The organism is Streptomyces cirratus (genome assembly GCF_014650775.1).
Taxonomy (GTDB): Bacteria; Actinomycetota; Actinomycetes; order Streptomycetales; family Streptomycetaceae; genus Streptomyces; species Streptomyces cirratus.
In genome coordinates, this window is the sequence record NZ_BMVP01000011.1 from 97,469 (window position 1) to 117,940 (window position 20,472).

Sequence of the window (20,472 nt, forward strand, 5' to 3'; positions counted from 1 at the left end):
CCTTGCACGGAGCGCAACCGGAGGGCCACGGACGGCCCTCCTCGTGCGAGCCGTCCGGGCTTCGTACGGACTTCGCGCACACGTCCGGGGCGCCCTCACCCGGGCGGGGAAAAGCGCTCCTCCGAACGGGCCGTTTGAGTGAAGCAGCGGAACCAACCCCGTGGAGAGGCAGTTGATCAGGGCGCTCCACTAGCGGGCACTCGTGCGACAAAAGGACCAATGATGCTCAAGAAGATCATGACTGCTGCCGCGGTCACCGCCGCTGCCGTCGGCGCGGGCGCTGCTGTCGCGGCCCCGGCCATGGCCATCGGCAACGACAACGGGATCAACACCGTCAACGGCAACGGGGCGACCCAGATCTACGGCAACCAGAAGACCGAGGGGCCCCTGAGCCCGCAGCTCGGCCTGGTTCAGGGCACGCTCAACAAGCCCTGCGTCGGCCTGCCGGTCAAGGCCAACGTGCAGTCGATCCTGGCCCTGGTCAACATCGGCGTCCAGGACATCAACGTCCTGTCCAACCCGCAGAACCAGCAGTGCACCGAGAACTCCACCCAGGCCAAGGGCGACGAGCCGCTCTCGCACATCCTGGACAACATCCCGGTCCTGTCCGGCAACCTGTCCAACGGCAGCTGACCGCCGTTCCCCCAGCGGCCCGTACGGCCGTGGGGTCCGGGCCCGGCGCCCGTGGAGCGACGCGGTGACGCGGTCGAAGCGATGCGGTGTGTGATGTGACGAGGGCCCCGGCAGCCTCCAGCTGCCGGGGCCCTCGGGCGTGACCGGGCGGCCTCAACTCGTCCAGAACTCCCACCACCGGGTGAGGATCAGCATCCCGATCACTCCCAGGTGCAGCGCGGGCGGGGCCCAGCCGAACTCGGTGAAGAACTGGCGCAGCGGGCCGGGGGCCGCGCTCGCGCGGACGTTGCGGGCGGTGACCGCCCAGAACATCACCAGCGTCGCCGCCCAGGTCAGGCAGCACCACAGGCAGAGCGCGTTGATCTCGTAGAGGGACTGGACCATCAGCCAGGTGCAGAAGCCGGTGCCGAAGAGCATTCCGGCGTTCAGCCCGGCCCAGAACCAGCCCCGGTAGCGGGCCCCGGCCAGCAGGCCGGCGCCGACGCAGACGACGACCCCGTAAGCGACCAGCCCCAGCATGGGGTTGGGGAAGCCGAAGGCCTGCGCCTGCTCGCTCTTCATGACGCTGCCGCAGGAGACCACGGGGTTCAGGCTGCACGCGGGCTTGAAGGAAGGGTCTTCCAGCAGGAGGAACTTGTCGAGGGTGATCACCCAGGAGGCCAGCACTCCGGCGCATCCGGTGAGGACCAGCAACCACGCCAACCCGCGCGGAACGCGCGCGTGTTCGTCATCGGTCCGTCTGGAGCGGTCCTGTTGGCGCGGGAGGCCCACTGGGGCGGCTGTGGTGCTGTCGGGTGCCGTACCGTTCGTTGCCATGCGGCCCATAGTCCCGCGCTTCGCAGCAGACTAGGGCCAACCGTACCCATTCGTACGCAAGTTGACCTGATGGGGTGGCGGGAACCCCTGATGCTTCCCGGACGTTTTACCGAATCCCGGACGTGATGTCAGTGCCAGGGGCTACGTTGTGCTTCCGCGAAGTGACAAGCTGCGACGGCCTGGAGACCCACCTTGAGCGATCCGTACGAGACAACCGAGGCCCACCTCGATCGACTCCTGGGCCGCGCCCTCAACTCCTTCGACCTGCCGGACCCGCTGGTCGGGCGCCTGCGTACGGCGCTCGCCCACAGCTCTTCGCTGCACACCACGCACCACAGCCCGTCGGCGGGGCTGTGGCGCGAAACCCACCGGCACACCTACCTGCTGGCCGACGGCGGAGCCGAGTCGCTCTGGGAGCTGGTCTACCGGCAGCGGGGCGAGCTGACCGCGCGGCACGAGCTCTTCGCCGGCCGGTCCGAGCTCTGCCTCGCGGTGGCCCGGCTGTTCGGCGACGTGCCCTCGCAGGTGGCGCGGGACCTCGCGCCAAAGGGGGCGCAGCAGGCTACGGACCCGCAGGACGACGCGGCCGCGCTCAGCGCCCTGTTCGCGGCCCCGGCGCCGCCCCCGCAACGGGAGTACGCGGTCGAACAGTCCGCCGACCACGCCCGCCGGGTGCTGCGGCGCGCGGAGAACGCGGACCGGCCCGGCGAGCAGGTGGCGCTGCGCCTGCGCTCGGCGTACGCACACCAGATCACCCAGGCGTTCGGCGGACGGCAGTGGCTGGCGGACGGCCGGGGCGTCGGGTTCACCTTGTACGAGCACGCGTTCGTACTGGTGGACGGCAGCGAGGTGAGCCTGTGGGAGGTCGAGCACACGGCCACTCCGGACGGCCGCCACATGTGCGAGGTCTACGAGAGCGAGGCCGCCGCCCGCGAGGCGATGGAAGTGCGCGCCCGCGTCCGCTGACGTACCGGCGCAGCCCGCGCAGCCCGACGGGCGCGCCCCCCGGGGGTGGGCGCGCCCGTCGGTCAAGGCGTTCAGGCGGTCTCGGCGCCCTCGCGCTCGGCCGTCGGGACCTGCTTGCGCGGCAGCATGAACATCACCGCGAAGATCACGACCAGGACCGCCACCACCCACCACAGCGCGCTGCGGAATGCCTCGACGTACGGGGCTCCGTAGGCCATGTCGTCATCGATCATCCCGAAGAAGACGACGGACGTCAGACCCAGGCCGAGGGCGTTGCCCATCTGGCCGGTGGTGTTGATCAGGCCCGAGGCGGAGCCGGCGTGCTCGCGCGGGACCTGGGAGAGCACGGTGTCGGTGAGCGGGGCCACGATCAGCCCCATGCCCGCGCCCATGACGACGAGGGGCGCGGCCATCTGCCAGGAGGCGATCCCCATGCCGTAGTGGGCGGACTCCCAGATGTAGAGGAGCAGACCGGCGGCCATGGTCAGCGCGCCCGCCTGGAGCACCTTGCGGCCGAAGCGCGGTACGAGCTTCTGGACGGACATGCCCGCGGCCACCGAGACGGCGATCGAGAAGGGGATCCCGGTGGTGCCCGCGCGCAGCGGGGTCCAGCCGAGGCCCATCTGCATGTAGAGCGTCCAGACCAGGAAGAAGATGCCGGTCGCGATGCCGAAGGTCAGCTGGACGGCGATACCGCCCGCGAAGCTCTTGATCTTGAAGAGGGAGAGCTCCACCAGCGGCGAGCCGTCCTTGCGGATCTTGTACTTCTCGTACGCGATGAACGCGGCGAACAGGAACGGCGAGGCGATCATGCAGACGAAGCCCCACAGCGGCCAGTCGTTCTCACGGCCGTGCGTCAACGGGAAGATCAGCATGACCAGGGCGAGGGTCGCGAGCACGACGCCGACCAGGTCGAGCCGGAGCGCCTTGGGGGCCTTGGACTCGGTGATGAACTTGACGCCCAGGATCACGCCCGCGATGCCGACGGGCAGGTTGATCAGGAAGATCGGGCGCCATTCGAGGCCGAAGAGGTTCCACTCGGTGAGCAGCGCGCCGAGCATCGGGCCCGAGACGGCGCCGAGGCCGACGATCGCGCCGAACATGCCGAAGACCTTGCCGCGCTCGTGGGGCGGGAAGGTGACGTGGATGATCGCCAGCACCTGCGGCACCATCATGGCCGCCATACCGCCCTGGAGGATGCGGGAGGCAACGAGCACGGACGGGTTGGCGGCGATGCCGCAGAGCGCCGAGGCGGCCGTGAATCCGGCGATGCCGATGAGGAAGAGGCGCTTGCGGCCGTAGATGTCACCGAGACGGCCGCCCGTGATCAGACCGGCGGCGAAGGCGAGGGCGTACCCGGCGGTTATCCACTGGATCGCGCTGGTGGAGGCGCCGAAGTCCGCGCGCATGCTGGGTATCGCGATGTTGACGATCGTGACGTCGACCAGGTCCATGAACGCCGCGGTCATCACGATGGCGAGCGCCAGCCAGCGGCGGCGGTCGGCGGGTGAGCTGCTGCTCGTGTGGTCGTCGAGGGTGGCGTTCCGCTCTTCTCGTACGGGCCCGTTCTCTCTTTCGGGCGATGTCTGGGCTGTCTCGGTGCTCATAGGAAGCAACCTAGACGGCATGTAGGTCAGGTGATGTCCTATTTCCCTGGCAGCCTGTTGTCATGAACGACACTCCCGGACGGCTGCTCACCCTGCTCTCCCTGCTCCAGACCCCGCGCGAGTGGCCCGGCAGTGAGCTGGCCGAGCGACTCGGGGTCAGCGCCCGGACCATCCGGCGGGACATCGAGCGGCTGCGGGAGCTGGGGTACCCGGTGGAGGCGACGCTGGGGGCGGAGGGCGGGTACCGGCTGGTGGCGGGCGCGGCGATGCCGCCGCTGCTGCTGGACGACGAGGAGGCGGTGGCGATCGCGGTGGGCCTGCGGGCGGGGGCCGGGCACGCCATCGAGGGGGTGGACGAGGCTTCCGTACGGGCCCTGGCCAAGCTGGAGCAGGTCCTGCCGGCACGGCTGCGGCGCCGGGTCGGCGCGCTGCAGTCGGCCACGGTGGCGGTGGCCCGCGGCGACGGGGCGAGCGTGGACCCGCGGACGCTGACGACGATGGCGGCGGCGGTGGCGGGGCCGGAGCGGCTGCGGTTCGCCTACCGGGCGCGGGACGGGGCGGAGTCCCGGCGGCTGGTGGAGCCGTACCGGCTGGTGAGCACGGGCAGCCGGTGGTACCTCGTCGCGTACGACCTGGAACGGGACGACTGGCGGACCTTCCGGGTGGACCGGGTCAGCGAGCCGTTCGCGACGGGCGCGCGGTTCGCCGCGCGGCCGCTGCCGGTGGACGCGGCGGAGTTCGTGCGGCGGGGCCTGCGCGGGGAGCAGACGTACGCGGTCGAGGTGACCTTCGCGGCGCCGGCCGAGGCGCTGCCGGACTGGCTGAGGGGGCAGGAGGTGCCGGTGGCGGACGGCTGCCGGGTGCGGTTCGAGAGCGGGGACACGCCCGAGTGGCTGGCGGCGCGGCTCGCTCTGACGGGGGCGGACTTCACGGTCCATGCCCCGCCGGCCCTCGCGGAGGCCGCCCGTGCGCTGGCCTCACGGCTGGCGAGATCGAGCCCCGTCGGAGCGTGAGGCGCGGAGCGTGAGGCGCGGAGCGTGAGGCGTGCGGCCGGGCAGCGGGGAGCCCCCGGCGCCTGGGGGGGATAGGCACCGGGGGCTCGTTCTGGGGGCTTCGACTTCCGTGGGTCGACCAGGCGGGCGGGCCCGGTCAGGCCACCGCGTCGAAGCCGGTGTCGCGCGCCATCCGCTTGAGCTCCAGCAGCGCGTGCTTCTCGATCTGCCGGATCCGCTCCCGCGTCAGACCGTGCTGCTTGCCGACCTCGGTCAGCGTGCGCTCGCGTCCGTCCTCGATCCCGTACCGCATCTTGATGATGGACGCGGTGCGCTGGTCGAGCTTGCCGAGCAGGTCCTCCAGCTCCTCGCTGCGCAGCAGCGACAGCACGGACTGCTCCGGGGAGATCGCGGAGGTGTCCTCCAGCAGGTCCCCGAACTGGGTGTCGCCCTCGTCGTCGACGGACATGTTCAGGCTGACCGGGTCACGCGCCCAGTCCAGTACGTCACCGACGCGCTTCTCCGTCGTGTCCAGCTCGGCGGCGATCTCCGCGTGCTCCGGGTCGCGCCCGTTCTCGCGGTTGAACTCGCGCTGGATCCGGCGGATCCTGCCGAGCTCCTCGACCAGGTGGACGGGGAGGCGGATGGTCCGGGACTGGTCGGCGATGGAGCGGGTGATGGCCTGGCGGATCCACCACGTGGCGTACGTGGAGAACTTGAAGCCCTTGGTGTAGTCGAACTTCTCGACCGCGCGGACCAGGCCGGCGTTGCCCTCCTGGATCAGGTCGAGCAGGGGGAGCCCGCTGCGCGGGTAGCGGCGGGCGACGGCCACGACCAGGCGGAGGTTGGAGCGGATGAAGACTTCCTTGGCGCGCTCTCCCTCGGCCGCCAGGGCCTCCAGCTCCTCGCGGGCGGGGGCCGTCTCCCCGGCGGGCTCTGCCGCGCCGTCGAGGATCTGCTGGGCGTAGACGCCCGCCTCGATGATCTGCGACAGCTCTACTTCCTTGGCCGCGTCGAGCAGGGGGGTGCGCGCGATCTCGTCCAGGTACATCCCGACCAGGTCGCGGTCGGCGATCTCGCCGCCCGCTGCGCGGGCACTGCCCGTGGACTGACTGCGGGCGACGGCGCGGGTTGCCATGCGTGCTCCCTTGCGATGCGATGGATTTCGGTCGCGGTGCGGCTGCCGGACGCCTCGGCTGTGAGAAGTGCGGCACGGTCGACGCGTCCTTCGGACACTCTCCCGAGTGCCCGCTTCCGAAGGAAACAACGACTGGAATCGGGACAGAATTCCCACGAGGGCCGTCTTCTTTCCAGATCTTGCAGTACCCTGCCCCGCCAACGGGGCAAAGCGGCCGGTGGAGGCGAAGTGGCTAGCCGAACTGGAGCGAGCGCTTCGACAGCCCCATCCAGAAGCCGTCCACGGTGGTCGCCGGGGCTCCCAGGTCCCCGGAAGCCTCGGCGGCGCCCAGGGTGACGAACAGCGGCGCGAAGTGCTCCGTCCGCGGGTGGGCCAGACGGCCGGCCGGGGATTTGGCCTCGAAGTCGAGCAGGGCGTCCACATCGGCGGCGGCCAGCGCTTCGCGGCCCCAGGCGTCGAACTCCGTCGACCAGCCGGGCACGCCGCCCGCGTGCCGGAGCGCGGCGAGGTTGTGCGTGAAGAAGCCGCTGCCCACGATCAGGACCCCTTCCTCCCGCAGCGGGGCGAGGGTGCGGCCGATCTCCATCAGGCGGACCGGATCCAGCGTCGGCATGGATATCTGGAGCACCGGGATGTCGGCCTCCGGGAACATCTCCACGAGCGGCACGTAGGCCCCGTGGTCGAGCCCCCGGTCCGGGATGTCCTGGACCGGCGTCCCGGGTGCGCGCAGCAGTTTGCGTACGGAGGCGGCGAGCTCGGGGGCACCCGGGGCGTCGTAGCGCACCCGGTAGTAGTGCTCCGGGAAGCCCCAGAAGTCGTACACGAGCGGGGCCCGCTCGGTGGCTCCGAGGGCCAGCGGGGCCTCTTCCCAGTGCGCGGAGACCATGAGGATCGCGCGGGGGCGGGGCAGGCCGGCCGACCAGGCGGCCAGTTCGCCGGGCCAGACCGGGTCGTCGGCCAGGGGCGGGGCGCCGTGGCTGAGGTACAGGGCGGGCATGCGGCCCGTCGTGGGGGTGGTGTTCACAGGCACGGCGCGCTCCTCGTGGCGGGTGGCCGGGGGCCTTACGCGGTCCCCTGAAAAGACTAACCCCGCTTCGTTCAAATTTGAACGAAGCGGGGTAGTTCGTCATTCCCGTACGGTGCGCGGGGCGGGCGTCAGTGGGCGACCACCGGGATCCGCACCTCGTCCGCCACGCCGCCACCCGAGGCGACCGGACCGGCCGAGCCGGGACGGCCCGTGTTGATCAGCGTGAACGCGATGAGCGAGCTGGTCACCAGGATGCCGACGGCCCACCAGATCGCGGAGGAGTAGCCCTCCACCATGGCCTGCGCCTGGATCAGCTTCGCCGCCGCACCGCCCGCGGCGGCCTGAGCCGCGTGGTCGGTCAGATACGCGGTCGTCGCCGAGGCGGCGATGGTGTTCAGCAGCGCGGTGCCGATGGCGCCGCCCACCTGCTGGGAGGTGTTCACCATGGCGGAGGCGACGCCGGCGTCGGCCGGGTTCACCCCGTGCGTGGCCAGCGACATCGCCGGCATGAACGCCGAGCCCATGCCGAGGCCCAGGAGCAGCTGCGCCGGGAGGATCAGCGCCGGGTACGAGGAGCCGACCTCGAGCTGCGTGAGCAGCAGCATGCCGGTGGCGGCGAGCAGGAAGCCGGGGCCCATCAGCAGCCGCGGCGGGACGCGGGTCATCAGGCGGGCGCCGATCTGGGTGGAGCCCGTGATCATGCCCGCGATCATCGGAAGGAAGGCGAAACCGGTCTTGACGGGCGAGAAGCCCTTCACGACCTGGAGGTAGTAGGTGAGGAAGAGGAACAGCCCGAACATCGCGATGACGGCCAGACCGAGGGAGAGGTACACGCCGCCGCGGTTGCGCTCCAGCAGGACGCGCATGGGCAGGAGCGGGGAGTTCACCTTGCGCTCGGTGAGCACGAAGGCGCTGAGCAGCACCGCGGAGGAGACGAACATGGCCACGGTGAGGCCGTCCGACCAGCCGGCGGACTCGGCGCGCGTGAACCCGTAGACCAGCGCGACCAGACCGAGGGTCGACAGCACCACGCCGGGGACGTCGAGCCGGGCGCGGTTGCGGCCGCCGGCGGGTTCGCGGACGACCAGCCAGGCACCCGCCGCCGCGATGATCGCGAAGGGGATGTTGACGAAGAAGGTCCAGCGCCAGTTGAGGTACTCGGTGAGGAAGCCGCCGAGGATCAGGCCGACGGCACCGCCGCCGCCCGCGATCGCACCGTAGATGCCGAAGGCTTTGGCCCGCTCCTTGGCGTCGGTGAACATGACCGCCAGCAGGGAGAGCGCGGCGGGCGCCAGCAGCGCGCCGAAGGCGCCCTGGAGGGCGCGGGCGCCCAGCATCATGGCCTCGCCGGTTGCGGCGCCGCCGAGCGCGGAGGCGAGGGCGAAGCCCGCGAGTCCGGTGATGAAGGTCTTCTTGCGGCCCCACTTGTCGGCGATGCGGCCGCCGAAGAGGAGCAGGCCGCCGAATGCCAGCGCGTAGGCGGTGATGACCCACTGGCGGTTGCCGTCCGAGATGCCGAGGTCGGTCTGGGCGGACGGGAGGGCGATGTTCACGATGGTGGCGTCGAGGACGACCATCAGCTGGGCCAGGGCTATGAAGACGAGGGCCTTCCAGCGGCTGGGATCTGCAGCCGACGGGGGTGTCGCGGCTGTTTTGGACATGGGGGTACCCACTTCACTGTGCGGAATGACGGAACTGCTGCTGCGAGAACGGCTGGGTGGGGAACGGCTGCCGCAAGAACGGCTACTCGGCCCGCGGGATCACATGGCGGTCCGCCTCAGGTCGTCCAGGCTGGTCGCGCCGCCCGGCAGCTCGGACCGGGCCGGAGCGCGCAACCCGTCGAGGAAGACCTGGAGATGACGGTGGACGAACCGGTCCGCGTCCATGCAGCCGGTGCCCGGGAGGGGGCGGCCGAGCTGGGACAGGGCGACCATCAGGTCACCGGCCCCGATGTCGGTGCGGACGAGTCCGCCGCCCTGGCCCGCGGCCAGCAGGTCTTCGATGGCCTGCGCCAACGCGCCGCGCGCCGCGAGGAGTTCGGGGTGGTCATGGTCGAAGTCGGCGGAGAGCATCGGGCACAGGGCGCCGAACCGCTCGTCCGCGGCCGCGTGCGTGAACCGGCACAGCGCGGCGAAGGCGTCGGGCTCCTCGGCAAGGGCCTCCTCGGCGTGCAGGACGACCCGGTCCATGACGTAGAGCACGACGTGGTGGACCAGCGTGGCCCGGTCGGGGAAGTGCCGGTACAGCGTGGCGTTGCCGACGCCGGCCCGGCGGGCGACCTCGTCGAAGGGAGCGGCCGAGCCGAACTCCACGAAGAGCTCGCGGGCCGCCGCCAGGATGCGCTCCCGGTTGCGGACGGCGTCCGCGCGCGGGCGCGGGAGCCCGGCGCCGCGACCGGAGGCGGGATCCGCGAGGTCCACCGACGCCCGGGGCGCGGCGGAGGCCGCCGCGGCGGTGGTGGAGCGCTTCATTCCGGGCCTCCTCGGCACTGGACTCACAGTCTCTGGGCTACCCGAAACGGGGAAGCCGTCCCCGTTTGCGGGGTCAATAGTTCAAACGGGGATTGACTCCCCGGTTATTTCACTCGTCCGTGTGACCTACGTCACACCGTCGTGGTCTCCGGCTCCCGTTTGGCCGCTCCCGGCGCGCGGGCGCGCCGCAGCCGTCGGAGGGTGAGCGCACAGAGCGCAGACCGGGCCCGGCCGGCTGCCGCGGCCCGAAGGCGAGCTCCATGACGCAGACCCGCCACCGGATACGCAGTCCTCGCCGCACCTGCGCGTACGTCGGCATCGCCGCGCTGGCCATCGGTGTCACGGCGACCGCCAGCGCCGGGATATCCAGCCGCACCCACTCCGCCGCCGGCCCCGTGGCCACGAGCGTCGACTCCGCCCTCGCGCCCTGCCGGATCGCGACCACGATGGGCGTCCAGATGTCCGAAGGACTGCCGACGCCGCCCGGGTACTCGCGCTCGACCGGCGAGGTCCGGGCACTGAACCTGATGATCGACTTCCCCGACGCCAAGGGCGAGGGCTCGGCGATGGACCGGCTGGCGGAGTTCTTCCCCCAGACCTCCAACTGGTTCCGGACCAGTTCGTACGGCCGGCTCACCTACCGGGCCGAGGCCCCGATACGCAACTGGCTGAGGATGCCGATGCCCTTCGCGGCGTACGGGATCGGGCGCGGGTCCGCGTACGAACCCGGCTACCGGCAGCTGGTCGAGCACATAGCGCAGGCCGCCGACCCCGAAGTGGACTTCAGCCGCTACGACCTGATCAACGTCCTCGTCACCCCGAACGCCGGGCCCTCCGCCCTGGACACCGTCCTGTCGGTGACGTTCTCCGGCAACGGCGAGGCACCGATGGCCGACGGGGTGCCGCTCTCCAACACGTCCTTCGTGTACAGCCGGCAGGACGACGGCTCGGGCTCCTACCGGCAGACCGGCTACCGGGTGCTCCCCCACGAGAACGGCCATGTCTTCGGGCTGCCGGACCTGTACACCGCCGACGGGGGCGGCGCGGTCGGGCACTGGGACATCATGAGCGAGGACTGGGGCGCCAACAACGACCTGCTGGGCTGGCACAAGTGGAAGCTGGGCTGGCTGGACAGCAACCAGATCGGCTGCGCGTCGAAGTCCGGGGTCACGGAGCAGGTGCTGACGCCGCTGGGGGTGGAGGGCGGCATGAAGCTGGCCTTCGTACCGCTGACGGAGAACAGCGGGTACGCGGTGGAGGTGCGGACGCAGACCGGGAACGACGAGTCGGTGTGCAAGCCGGGGGTGCTGATCTACAGGGTGGACTCCCAGGTGGACACCGGCCGCGGCCCGGTGACGGTCTCCGACAGCACGACCGGCAGCGGCGGCTGCACCCGACGCCCGAACGTCCACTCGGAACTCTCCGACGCCCCCTTCCGCCCGGGCGAGACCTTCACCGACCCGAAGTCGGGCATCACGATCGCCGTCACCTCCGAACGCCCCGACGGCAGCTTCCAGATCCGCGTGACCCGCCCCTGAGCCGTCCGTCCCGCCCCGGCTGCGCTCCCGACGGCCCGCTCAGGTCGTCTTGGTCTGGCCGCCGTCGATGAGGAATTCGGCGCCCGTGATGTTCGCCGCGCGGGGCGAGGCCAGGAAGAGCGCGAGGTCGGCGACCTCCTGGGGTTCGGTGAAGCGTCCCGTGCTGATGCCCGTCTGCCGGGGCACCACCTCGTCCATGGCCTCCTGGGCAGTGGTCCCGGCGCCGGCCGCCACGGCCTCGGCGAAGCCGCCGGGGGCGGTCCAGAACGGGGTGCGGACCGGCCCCGGGGCGATGGAGTTCACCCGTACGCCGCGCGGCGCGAACTCCTCCGACAGCGCCTTGGTAAGGCTGGTCAGCGCGGCCTTGGCCGCGGAGTAGTCCACCACCGTGGGGTAGGGCAGCCGGGCGTTGAGGGAACTGATGTTGACGACCGCGCCCGCGCCGCCCGCGAGCAGGTGCGGCAGCGCGGCGCGGCTGGCGCGGACGGCGCTGAAGAAGTTCACGTCGAAGCCCCGCTGCCACTGCGTGTCGTCGATGGAGAGGAAATCGCTGCGGGGCTGGGTGGCGCCGACGTTGTTGACCAGGACGTCGATCCTGCCATGCCGTTCCATCGCCGCTCGGATCAGCGCATCCACGCCTTCGCCGGTGGCCAGATCGCCGGCGACGAAGGCCACGTCATACGTCTCGCGCAACGCGGCCAGCTCGGGGGTCTCGGAACGGCTGCCGGCGACCACGCGCCCGCCTTCGCGCAGGAACGCCTCGGTGATGGCCAGGCCGATGCCCTTGCCGGCACCGGTGACGACGGCGACTTTGTCGGTGAGCTCCAGATCCATCGGCAGGCACTCCTTGTGTCAGGAACTCGGCAGGGACTTTTCTGACGAATCGGAATTGCACGGGCATTGTGTGCGCCGGGGTCCCATGCGCCCTCGCAGGCACGCCGTGTCCTCCCGTCGGGCTGTGAGACCACCGTCGGCTGCGGTCGGTCCTCAACTGGTCTTCCGGCTCCGGAAATCGCCTCGGCCCCGGCTTCCGGTGTGCGTCCAGCCGCACCGTCCGCGACCGCGCCGATCGCCCGAGAACCGAGCCGCGGAGCGCCGCCCTGATCCGCTACCCTGTCCCTGGGCTGCCCTCGTGGCAGCCCAGGACCTTGCCGAGGCGAGCCGGGCTCTCATGCGGAGCATTCGGACACGTTTCACGCCAGGCCCCGCCTTCGTGGGACGTGTCGAAAACATCAAAAGCCCAGGTCAGCGTCTCATCACGACGAGACCCAAAACGGCACCCCTCGGATTTCAAAACGCCCCCAGCCCTAGGGCACCAGATGCACGGCTGGGCATGCGCTGCGGTGCCCCAGCCCGAAAGCATCAGCACCGAACCACGCGGCCATCCCGCCTGGGCCCCTCTCTAACTCAGCGCTACACAACAATGGGCGGCACTGGGCGGCTGAGAGCGCGCAACGCTAGCCCTCTTCCAGATCTTGCCGGAGTTGCTGGACTCAGTTCACCGGAAGGTCGGCCCCGCTGTCACGAGGAGAGCCACGACCACAGCGTCTCGATCGCGGAGCGGGTAACCGCCGCGCAGACGCCTTTGCAGGCGCCCTTGAGTAGGGCGCGGGCGAGCCGCGCCGTGCGGGTTCGCGAGGTGCTCGAGACTGCCTTCCCTGCGGACCGGCCATAGCCCGCCGGGCGTCGCTTCGGAGCGGACTTCCTCGTCATGGGTGCCTCCTGTCGGATGCCGGCCGTGATTCGTCCGGCGACGACCCCAGATCTCCGCCTTCCAGGGAGTTTCCAGCGACCTCCAGCGGCGTCCGGAGGGCACACCTACGCTGGTCGAAGCCGCGATGCGAGTTTTCCGGCGCACGACGAAACGGGATGACGAGTGGGGGAATCTTGGGCAAGGCAGTCGACCGGCTCGGCACCGAGCTGCGCAGCCTTTACAAGGCGGCGGGCGAACCAACCCTGAGCCGACTCGTCCGGCTCGGTTTGGACCAGGTACCCCCACTCCAGATCTCTGACTCCACGCTCAGTGCCTGGCTGAACGCGGGAAACGTGCCTGGTCCCGGCATGAAGGAGAGGTATTTCCTCCTGCTCGTGGCGCACCTGAACGGGCTGGCAGCGAGGAAGGGGCATCTCACGCGGCCCGAGGGTGCTTGGGCAGCCCTTCTCAAGACGGCTCGCGCGGAACGCAAGGCCCAGCGCGGGGGCCGGCCGCGCACGGCGGCCGGATCGACCTGGAGTGACGGGCCCGAAGCGCCGCAGACCAGGTCTGTAGTAGACCGGGTGCCGCCCCGTCCGGTGACCATCGTCGGTCGTGACGACTCTCTGGACGAGCTGCTCGCCCGGCTCATACCCCAGGACACGTCGTCCGCCTCCTCAGTGATCACCCTCGTGTCCGGCATGGGAGGCGCGGGAAAGACCACGCTGGCTATCGAGGCGGCCCATCGCGCCAGGGACCTCGGCTGGTTCACCGGCGGGACGTTCTTCGTAGACATGCGGGGCTACAGCGGCAATGACGCCGACCTAGAACCCGTGAGCGCGGCCGCGCTCCTGCTCAGGCACCTCGGCACGCCGGAGCAGGACATCCCGCCCGACGGCGACGACATCTTGGCACTCTGGCAGGCCCAGGCAGACCAGCTGGCCAGTCACGGACGACCGCTGTTGGTCGTCCTGGACAACGTCTCGTCCGCGAGTCAGATCCTGCCGCTCGTTCCGGCCCGTCCGCACCACCGAATCGTCGTCACGTCCCGGCACGTCTTGGCGTCCATACCGGGGCGCCACATCGGTCTGAGCGAACTGTCCCTGTCGAGCTCGGCACAGGTCCTCGAACGAACCCTGCGCATCGCCCGCCCGGAGGACTCCCGGGTCACCGATGCCTCCGAGCACGCCGAGCGCATCGGCGACCTCTGCGGTGGACTACCGCTCGCCCTCCAGATCGTCGCCGCCATTCTGAGGACGGAGCCCCACCGTCCGCTGGCCGACGTTGTCAAGGAACTGGAGGACACCCGCAGCCGGCTCGACGGACTCGCCTACGAAGACGTCGACGCCCTGGGCAACCCCATGGCCGTACGGGCCGCCTTCGCCCTCTCCTACCGACGGCTCTCACCGGCGGACGCCCGTGCCTTCCCACTACTCGCCCAGGCACCGGGACCCGACTTCTCGCTGGAGACGGCTGGCGTCCTACTCGACGCCGCACCAGCCCGGACCCGGCAAGTCGTGCGTCGGCTCGTCGGGGCCCACCTCCTGGTTGGCCGGACCTCGGAACGCTGGATGATGCACGACCTCATCCGCCTCTACGCACAGGAGAAGGCGGAGGAGCCCCAGCACAGCGACGAGGCGACGGAAAGCCTCGAACGTATCCTGCGCCATCTGCACCGAACCTCAAAGGAAGCCGATCTGCGTATCCGATGGAGAGATGGTGCCGCCGAGAGTGAGCGCTTCGCGTCGAGTAGCGACGTGTGGGACTGGTTCGATGCCGAGCACCACACCCTCGTGGCGGCCGTCGCTACCGCCTACCGCGCCGGCTTGGACGGGCTGTGCGTGAACTTGGCCGTGAGCATGGTCGGCTATTTCGAGCACCGAGCCCGTGCGGACTGGCGCGGCGTCTTCGAAGCGGCGGAGAAGGCCGCAAGCAGGATCTCAGACCCGGGACTCGACGTGGAGGTATTGGCCAACATCGGAGCCCTGTACGGGGTCGCTCATCAGCATGAGCAAGCCTTGTCCTACATCTCGCGAGCCATCAGGATCATTGAGGGATTGGGCGGCCACCCGAGCGAAGCGTCCGTGCTCAACGTCGCTGCCAGAGCGCTGATGGAGCTGGGACGCCCTCAAGAAGCACTCCACACCTTCGAGCTGGCCATGGCAGTGGTTCGCAAGGAGGGCGACAAGCACGGCGAGGGGATGTTGCTCCACAACATCGCCGGGCTCTTCGTCAGGAACGGCGCCCCCGAGCATGCCCTGGAACCCCTGCAACGGGATCTGGTCATCTGTCGCGAGCTCGGCGACCGAGCCGGCGAGGGCACTACGCTGAACACCCTTGGCAACGTGTACTTCGAGCTACACCGCTACGAAGAAGCCGCAGCGGCCTTCCGCAAGAGCCTGGTAGTCGCCCGGGAGTTCCGGGACGTCGTACTGGAGGGGCACTGCCTGAAAAACCTCGCAAACGCGTGCGCTGAACTCGCGAGGTTCGACGAGGCATTCGCACTGTACGAGGAGGCCCTGGAGCTCCAGAGGGCCTACGGCGATCGATTCCAGGAGGGCGACACCCTGATGAACCTCGGGTTCACCCACCGGCAGCTGAATCAGCACGCGCAGGCGGTGGACTGCTTCCGCGAGGCGATCGACGCCTTCGAGGAGGCAGGCGTCCAGGGCTACGCCCACACAGCTCGCGCGACACTTCACGAAACCCTGACAGACACCCCCGGCCACACACCCTGAGAGGGCGGACGAGTCCTATTACTCCATTCCGAGAACACCAGGCCGCAAGGTTGAGGCGCCCGACATCGCCCGTTACGTTGCGCACAGATACTCAGCGAGACCGGAGCACTCTCCGCGGTCGCCACCAGCGGGTTCTGCTCTCTCGAGGTAGCCGCTGGCCTGGCTGAGCTGCAATAGCACGCGGCCAGTGGTGCGGCATGGCCTCCCCCAAGACGCGCGCCCGCTGAAAGGTAGTGAAGAAGGCCATGGACGCGGTAGTGGTCGCCATTGCAGCTGCGGGGACGGCGGGCTTCGACTGGACACCCTTGTGGACGTTGGCTGGAGCCGTAGCTACTGGCGCCTTCCTACTTGCAGGCCACGCCATGGTGCAACGCTCAGCCAGGCGACAGGAGGAGCTCAAAGCGACCCGCGACCTCAGTAAATGGCACCGTGAACTGAGGCGACACTCCTACGTGACTGTGTCATCACGTATGAAAAGGTGCGCGACATGATCGTCCCCTTGAACCGGGCGATCCCGTGGCCGGTGAGCCGAGTGCTGACCATCGAGGAAACAGTGCATCTCGACGGTCTCCTCGCGGCCTTGGGTGAACGCTACGACGAGGCGTTCCAGAAGTGTCAGGTCGTCCGCTTGGAAGGCCCCGGAACCGTCGCCGACGCGGCACACCAGCTCATCGTTGCGGCAGCGGAGTTTCGGCAAGCCTCCGAGGAGAGGGCGCACGCAACACGGTCTGGTGAGCGCACCTCGACAGCACCGGCCTGGAATTCTTCCACCGAGAAAATGAACGACGAGCTCGACGCGTTCATCGAGATGGCACGAGCCATGATCGCCGTGGACTAATTGGCTGCACGGGAACTACCCAACCTCACCAAAGCTGCGCCATTCGGGGTGATTCGGCCCCACCTTCTTGCTATTCAAATAGCAGGGGTCGAGAGTGTGGTCATGAACGAGGTCTACGTGCCGTGGCCCCGGTTCGACCGACGGGCGTTTCTGCTGCTCCTTGACGACCAGCGCCGGCTGCTTCTATGCGGGGCATGCTGCCGGGGCTGGACGGTGCCGCAGGTCCGACTGGACAAGGGGGCCGACTACCTCGGGCAGGCCACCCGGTATCTGACGCAGCGCTTCGGGGTGCGCAATCCACGATTCTCGGCCCTATACGGGGTGCATCAGTCACGACGGGAAGAGCCATGGGACTTCGACAGAGTGACTGCCTCCCGCGTGTTCATCGTGCGGGTCACCGATGCAGAGTCCTCAGCCGTACGACACATAGCTAGTAACCATGCGCTGTGGACGATGAGCCAAATCCGCCAGCGGCGCCGGGAAATCTACCCTGAGGGGGTGGTTCTACTGATCACCGGGTACCTCGAAGGCTGGCTCCCGGATGGCCCCCTCAAGTTGTTGTGACCGGGATCCCGCTCCGGACCCACCAGCGTCGGGGACCTCCCTGACACGATCCAAGCCGGTGCGTCACCATCCACTGCCGCAGGCCCGGCGAGACCGCCTCGGATTTCTGCACCGCCCTGACCCCTCAGCCCTCCAAGCCTTGAGCAAGCGGCCCAAGGCTCGGCTCCTTCCGCGCCACGTCGAGCCAATGAGCCTGATGCCGTTGCAGCGGCGACGGGTCACTGCTGAGCTTTCCCAGGTGAGGGCCGGCTTGCCGCTCAATCGCCCCGGCTCTGCAGGTGGGCCAGCACGTCAGCGAGCTTCAGGTTGTACTGGTCCTTGTCTCCTTCCCAGCGCGACATGACCGCCACCGCAGCCTCGGCCATATCCGCAGGCAACCCGGCCGCGCGGAGCGTCTCGGCGATGTCCTCCATCTCGGGGACCCAACGCCAGGCACGTGCAGCCACGCTGGGCAGGTATCCGGGGTCGGAGAGGATGTTGGCCGCCATCACCTGTGCTTCGGCCGTGAGCTCGTCGCCGACGCCATGGGCGTCGGCCAGCGCGTGGGCCACACCAGCGAGGGTTCGGGCGGCCTTCTGGTAGCTGGCGAACGCCATCTTCAGTGCGGAGGCGGAGCCAACGCTGCCGCGTGCGCGGCGGATGTGCAACGCGGTGTCCTTGAACACGGGCTCCACCGTGTCCACCGCCTGGGCTTCGCCAGCGAGGTAGAGGCGAGCCGCCCTCTGACCACCGGGCGGGGGGCCGAAGATCGCACCGTCGAGAACCATGGCACCCGGTCTGATCTCCTCCGCGATGCACTGCATGCGCTGGGGGTTGATCGCGTTGGCGTCCACGTACACCCCGGCGAAGGCGTGGGCGGCGACCGTGGCCGCTACGTCTTCGGCAGCCTGGGGTGGGCAGATCGACAGGACGATCTCGCTGCGCGCCAGAGCCTCGTCGAGCGAGTCACACGCGGTGGCTCCGGCGTCCTCCGCGCGTCGGCGGGTGGCGTCGCTGCGGCCTTCGGGCACCCACAGCACCTCGTGGCCTGCCGCGACGGTCTGGGCGGCGACGGCCGCGCCCATGGCGCCGGGGTGCAAGAGGGTCACGGTCGTCACTGGCTGCCTCCTGGCGGGAGCTGAGCGGGCATGCGTTCCTGATGGGCAATGATCACCTCCCGAAGGCCGATCGCGACAGGTGATCCGGCCCCGGGGTGCAGGGCGAGCTGACGGCTGAAGTGACCGATCCGGCGGTCGACGCTCTCGGTGCGGCGTCGGGCGCTCACCCCCAGGACGGCGTGGATCTGGGTCGCGGCTCCGTCGATGTCGCCTCGGCCCAACCGCGCCATGGCGAGGTCCATGCGGGCCAAGGACATCTCGCCGAGCCTCTGCTGCTCTGGTGGCGCGGACTGGAACATCTCCACCGCTTCGTCGGCGCGGGCCTCGGCATCGCTGAGGTGCTGGGTGCCGGACAACCAGAGGTGCGTACTGCTGGAGTAGAACAGCTGTTTCTCGACGGGAAAGGCCATCATTCCGCCGGGCAGTTCGTCGCCTGCGACGAGACTCTCACGTAGCCGGTCGGCGGCGCTGAGGGCCGCCAGGGCGTCGCTGCCCCGGTTGAGCTGGCCGTAGGCGCGTGCCTTGATGCTCTCCAGCCTGATCTGCGCCGTGCCGGATTCGGGGATGAACGCGCTTCCTGAGTCGGCGAGGCGTACGGCGTCTACGGGGCGGCCGTCCCAGTACGCGATGAGTGCCTGGAGTCCGCGTACCCAGGAGCGCAGTCCGTTGTGGCCGGCGAGCTCGCCGAAGAGGAAGGCGGTGCGGGCCTGTGTCTCGGCCGCGTCGTAGCGGCCCAGGTCGAAGCTGGCATTGGCCAGTACGCCGCACAGGACCCCGGCGCCCACGTAGAGATCGCTGGTGTACCGCGGCGGCTGCCGTCCTTCGAGGAGTTCGAAGGCTCGGTCTCGGAGGGCACGTACCTCACGGAACAGGGGCCCGACGGGCCGGTTGGGGTACGTAACGACGAGGCGGCGGATGTCAGCTTCCAGCTGCTCCAGCGTGTGCGGTCCCACGTTGCTGCTCTCTGCCCTGGCCGCGAACTGCGCCGACTCATCCGCCGCCGCCATGACCACGTCTTCAAGGCCGTACTCGGATGGATCCACTGCATTGCGGTCGTCAGCCGTTGGGTGGTGCGGCGCGACAGTCGACTTGGGCTCCGTTGGCCCGAGGAGTCGAGCGGCCGGGATGCCCGGGAACATGAACTCCAGGACGCGGCGGGCGACGGTCTGCGGCGTCCTGACCTCACCGTGCGCGTACCGGAAGAACTGCCGCTTCTCGATTGTCGCCGTCGCGATCGAGGGAGGGCCCTCCAGCTCGGCTAACTGCTTGGCCGCCTGCTCGTACCGCCGCTTGAAGACCTGGTAGTCCTGCCAGCCCCGCTGGTTGATGAGGGTCTGGAAGAGGGTCGGTCCTGATGGCTCCACAGCCGCTCCCACATGCCGGGGTCCTTGTCCGGCATCCACGCTAGACATCAACAGCCTTCGATCGCAGATCTGTTGTCCAGAAATTCCAGGTGGACAGCGAATAGACATCGGTTAGGCACGAAGGGGCTGCGTTCGGCGTTGCTCAGGGTCTCGTTCAGGCAGAAGCCGCCGAGAACACTTCGTCTTCGCCCCGGCAAGACAGCGGCCCAGCGAGGCCGATCCTCCGCCGTGGTTACGCAAGCCAGGCAGCTCAGGAGGCACGCTCATGGCAGCGCACCACCAGCTCGCGTTCACCGTCACCCACTCGGCAGCCGGCGCCCAGCAGGCGCGACACCGCATCGTCGCAGGCATTCGTTCCTGGGGCATACGGCTCGACGAGGAGGCACTGGACGGCATCGAGCTGGCGGCTGGCGAACTGATCGCCAACGCCGTGCGCCACACCCCGTCGGGGCCGGTCACGGTGAGCGTCTGCCAGGAGGGGCCGGTACTCGTGGTCGAGGTGCACGACGCGGCGAGGGTGCTGCCGCGGCCGGGAGCCTTGAGCTGGAGCGCCGAGTCCGGGCGCGGTGTGTATCTCGTGTCTGTACTCGCCGACCGGCACGGTGCTGATCTGACGGCGACGGGCAAACGCTGCTGGGCGGAGTTCGACCTGCCCAGCAGCCCGAGTGGTCAAAGGGCAGATCAGGACAGCGGACGCGATCAGCGACTGCCCTCCGGTCGCGCCAGCAAAGTGGCTGATCGCGCGGCGACGAAGGTTCGCACATCGGCAGCCGGCTCGTCGTCGCACACCCGGACGAGGGCCGGACTTCGGACCTCAGTCGCGGCAGCCGACAGGCCCTGCGCGGGTCATCTGATCGACTGAATAACGCTGATTTGACAGCCAGTTGGGGGCCTAGACTCATGGGCTTCCCCAGGACTCCGGCCGATCACGGTCGACCACGGGACACGTCGTCCCCGGTCCTCCACTGGGCCGGTCCCACGAATCAGCTC

The 20,472-nt window shown here is 69.5% G+C and carries 17 protein-coding genes; 8 read left to right on the forward strand and 9 right to left on the reverse strand.

The window, feature by feature from the left end; genetic code table 11:
- The first annotated feature begins 222 nt into the window (after positions 1–222).
- Entirely contained in the window at positions 223–633 is a 411-nt protein-coding gene (locus tag IE207_RS23995; RefSeq protein ID WP_190186461.1) for a rodlin, read from the forward strand.
- A gap of 153 nt (positions 634–786) precedes the next feature.
- Here IE207_RS23995 and IE207_RS24000 read toward each other — a convergent pair whose 3' ends face one another.
- Positions 787–1,458, reverse strand: a complete 672-nt coding sequence (locus tag IE207_RS24000) for a vitamin K epoxide reductase family protein (protein ID WP_373304761.1) — start codon at positions 1,456–1,458, stop codon at positions 787–789.
- A gap of 183 nt (positions 1,459–1,641) precedes the next feature.
- Here IE207_RS24000 and IE207_RS24005 point away from each other — a divergent pair, with 183 nt between their 5' ends.
- A complete protein-coding gene (locus IE207_RS24005; RefSeq protein ID WP_190186355.1) occupies positions 1,642–2,415 on the forward strand; it encodes a DUF6227 family protein in 774 nt (257 codons plus the stop codon).
- Positions 2,416–2,486: 71 nt separating this feature from the next.
- Here the strand turns inward: IE207_RS24005 and IE207_RS24010 are convergent, their stop codons facing one another.
- Positions 2,487–4,022 carry an MFS transporter gene (locus IE207_RS24010; protein ID WP_190186356.1) on the reverse strand — a complete coding sequence of 512 codons (1,536 nt, stop codon included), beginning with the start codon at positions 4,020–4,022 and terminating at the stop codon, positions 2,487–2,489.
- A 62-nt stretch (positions 4,023–4,084) separates the two neighbouring features.
- On the opposite strand from IE207_RS24010, the gene IE207_RS24015 reads away from it, so the two are divergent.
- The gene (locus IE207_RS24015) at positions 4,085–5,035 is read left to right on the forward strand and encodes a helix-turn-helix transcriptional regulator (protein ID WP_190186357.1); all 951 of its coding nucleotides are present in this window, start codon (positions 4,085–4,087) and stop codon (positions 5,033–5,035) included.
- 136 nt (positions 5,036–5,171) lie between these two features.
- Here the strand turns inward: IE207_RS24015 and IE207_RS24020 are convergent, their stop codons facing one another.
- The 4 genes from IE207_RS24020 to IE207_RS24035 all read right to left on the reverse strand — a co-directional run bounded on the left by IE207_RS24020 (position 5,172) and on the right by IE207_RS24035 (position 9,650).
- Positions 5,172–6,152 carry a sigma-70 family RNA polymerase sigma factor gene (locus IE207_RS24020; RefSeq protein ID WP_190186358.1) on the reverse strand — a complete coding sequence of 327 codons (981 nt, stop codon included), beginning with the start codon at positions 6,150–6,152 and terminating at the stop codon, positions 5,172–5,174.
- A gap of 232 nt (positions 6,153–6,384) precedes the next feature.
- A complete protein-coding gene (locus IE207_RS24025; RefSeq protein WP_190186462.1) occupies positions 6,385–7,149 on the reverse strand; it encodes a dioxygenase family protein in 765 nt (254 codons plus the stop codon).
- A 158-nt stretch (positions 7,150–7,307) separates the two neighbouring features.
- On the reverse strand, positions 7,308–8,840 hold the full coding sequence (locus IE207_RS24030) for an MFS transporter (protein ID WP_190186359.1): 1,533 nt from the start codon (positions 8,838–8,840) through the stop codon (positions 7,308–7,310).
- A 99-nt stretch (positions 8,841–8,939) separates the two neighbouring features.
- Entirely contained in the window at positions 8,940–9,650 is a 711-nt protein-coding gene (locus tag IE207_RS24035; protein ID WP_190186360.1) for a TetR/AcrR family transcriptional regulator, read from the reverse strand.
- Positions 9,651–9,910: 260 nt separating this feature from the next.
- Here IE207_RS24035 and IE207_RS24040 point away from each other — a divergent pair, with 260 nt between their 5' ends.
- Entirely contained in the window at positions 9,911–11,188 is a 1,278-nt protein-coding gene (locus IE207_RS24040; protein WP_190186361.1) for a M6 family metalloprotease domain-containing protein, read from the forward strand.
- A gap of 39 nt (positions 11,189–11,227) precedes the next feature.
- Here the strand turns inward: IE207_RS24040 and IE207_RS24045 are convergent, their stop codons facing one another.
- Positions 11,228–12,022, reverse strand: a complete 795-nt coding sequence (locus tag IE207_RS24045; RefSeq protein ID WP_190186362.1) for an SDR family NAD(P)-dependent oxidoreductase — start codon at positions 12,020–12,022, stop codon at positions 11,228–11,230.
- A 1,053-nt stretch (positions 12,023–13,075) separates the two neighbouring features.
- Between IE207_RS24045 and IE207_RS24050 the strand changes: the two genes are divergently transcribed.
- From IE207_RS24050 to IE207_RS24060, 3 genes are all read left to right on the forward strand, one after another.
- Entirely contained in the window at positions 13,076–15,619 is a 2,544-nt protein-coding gene (locus IE207_RS24050) for an ATP-binding protein (RefSeq protein ID WP_190186363.1), read from the forward strand.
- Positions 15,620–16,106: 487 nt separating this feature from the next.
- Complete coding sequence (locus IE207_RS24055) at positions 16,107–16,457, forward strand: hypothetical protein (protein WP_190186364.1); 351 nt, start codon at positions 16,107–16,109, stop codon at positions 16,455–16,457.
- Positions 16,458–16,559: 102 nt separating this feature from the next.
- Positions 16,560–17,021 (forward strand): hypothetical protein, encoded by a 462-nt coding sequence (locus tag IE207_RS24060; protein WP_190186365.1) that lies wholly within the window; start codon positions 16,560–16,562, stop codon positions 17,019–17,021.
- A 257-nt stretch (positions 17,022–17,278) separates the two neighbouring features.
- Here the strand turns inward: IE207_RS24060 and IE207_RS24065 are convergent, their stop codons facing one another.
- The gene (locus IE207_RS24065) at positions 17,279–18,118 is read right to left on the reverse strand and encodes an NAD(P)-dependent oxidoreductase (RefSeq protein ID WP_190186366.1); all 840 of its coding nucleotides are present in this window, start codon (positions 18,116–18,118) and stop codon (positions 17,279–17,281) included.
- Positions 18,115–19,482 (reverse strand): NsdA family TPR-like regulatory protein, encoded by a 1,368-nt coding sequence (locus tag IE207_RS24070; RefSeq protein ID WP_190186367.1) that lies wholly within the window; start codon positions 19,480–19,482, stop codon positions 18,115–18,117. Before IE207_RS24070 ends, IE207_RS24065 begins: the two co-directional genes overlap by 4 nt.
- A 265-nt stretch (positions 19,483–19,747) precedes the next feature.
- Here IE207_RS24070 and IE207_RS24075 point away from each other — a divergent pair, with 265 nt between their 5' ends.
- Complete coding sequence (locus IE207_RS24075; RefSeq protein WP_190186368.1) at positions 19,748–20,344, forward strand: ATP-binding protein; 597 nt, start codon at positions 19,748–19,750, stop codon at positions 20,342–20,344.
- Positions 20,345–20,472 lie beyond the last annotated feature (128 nt).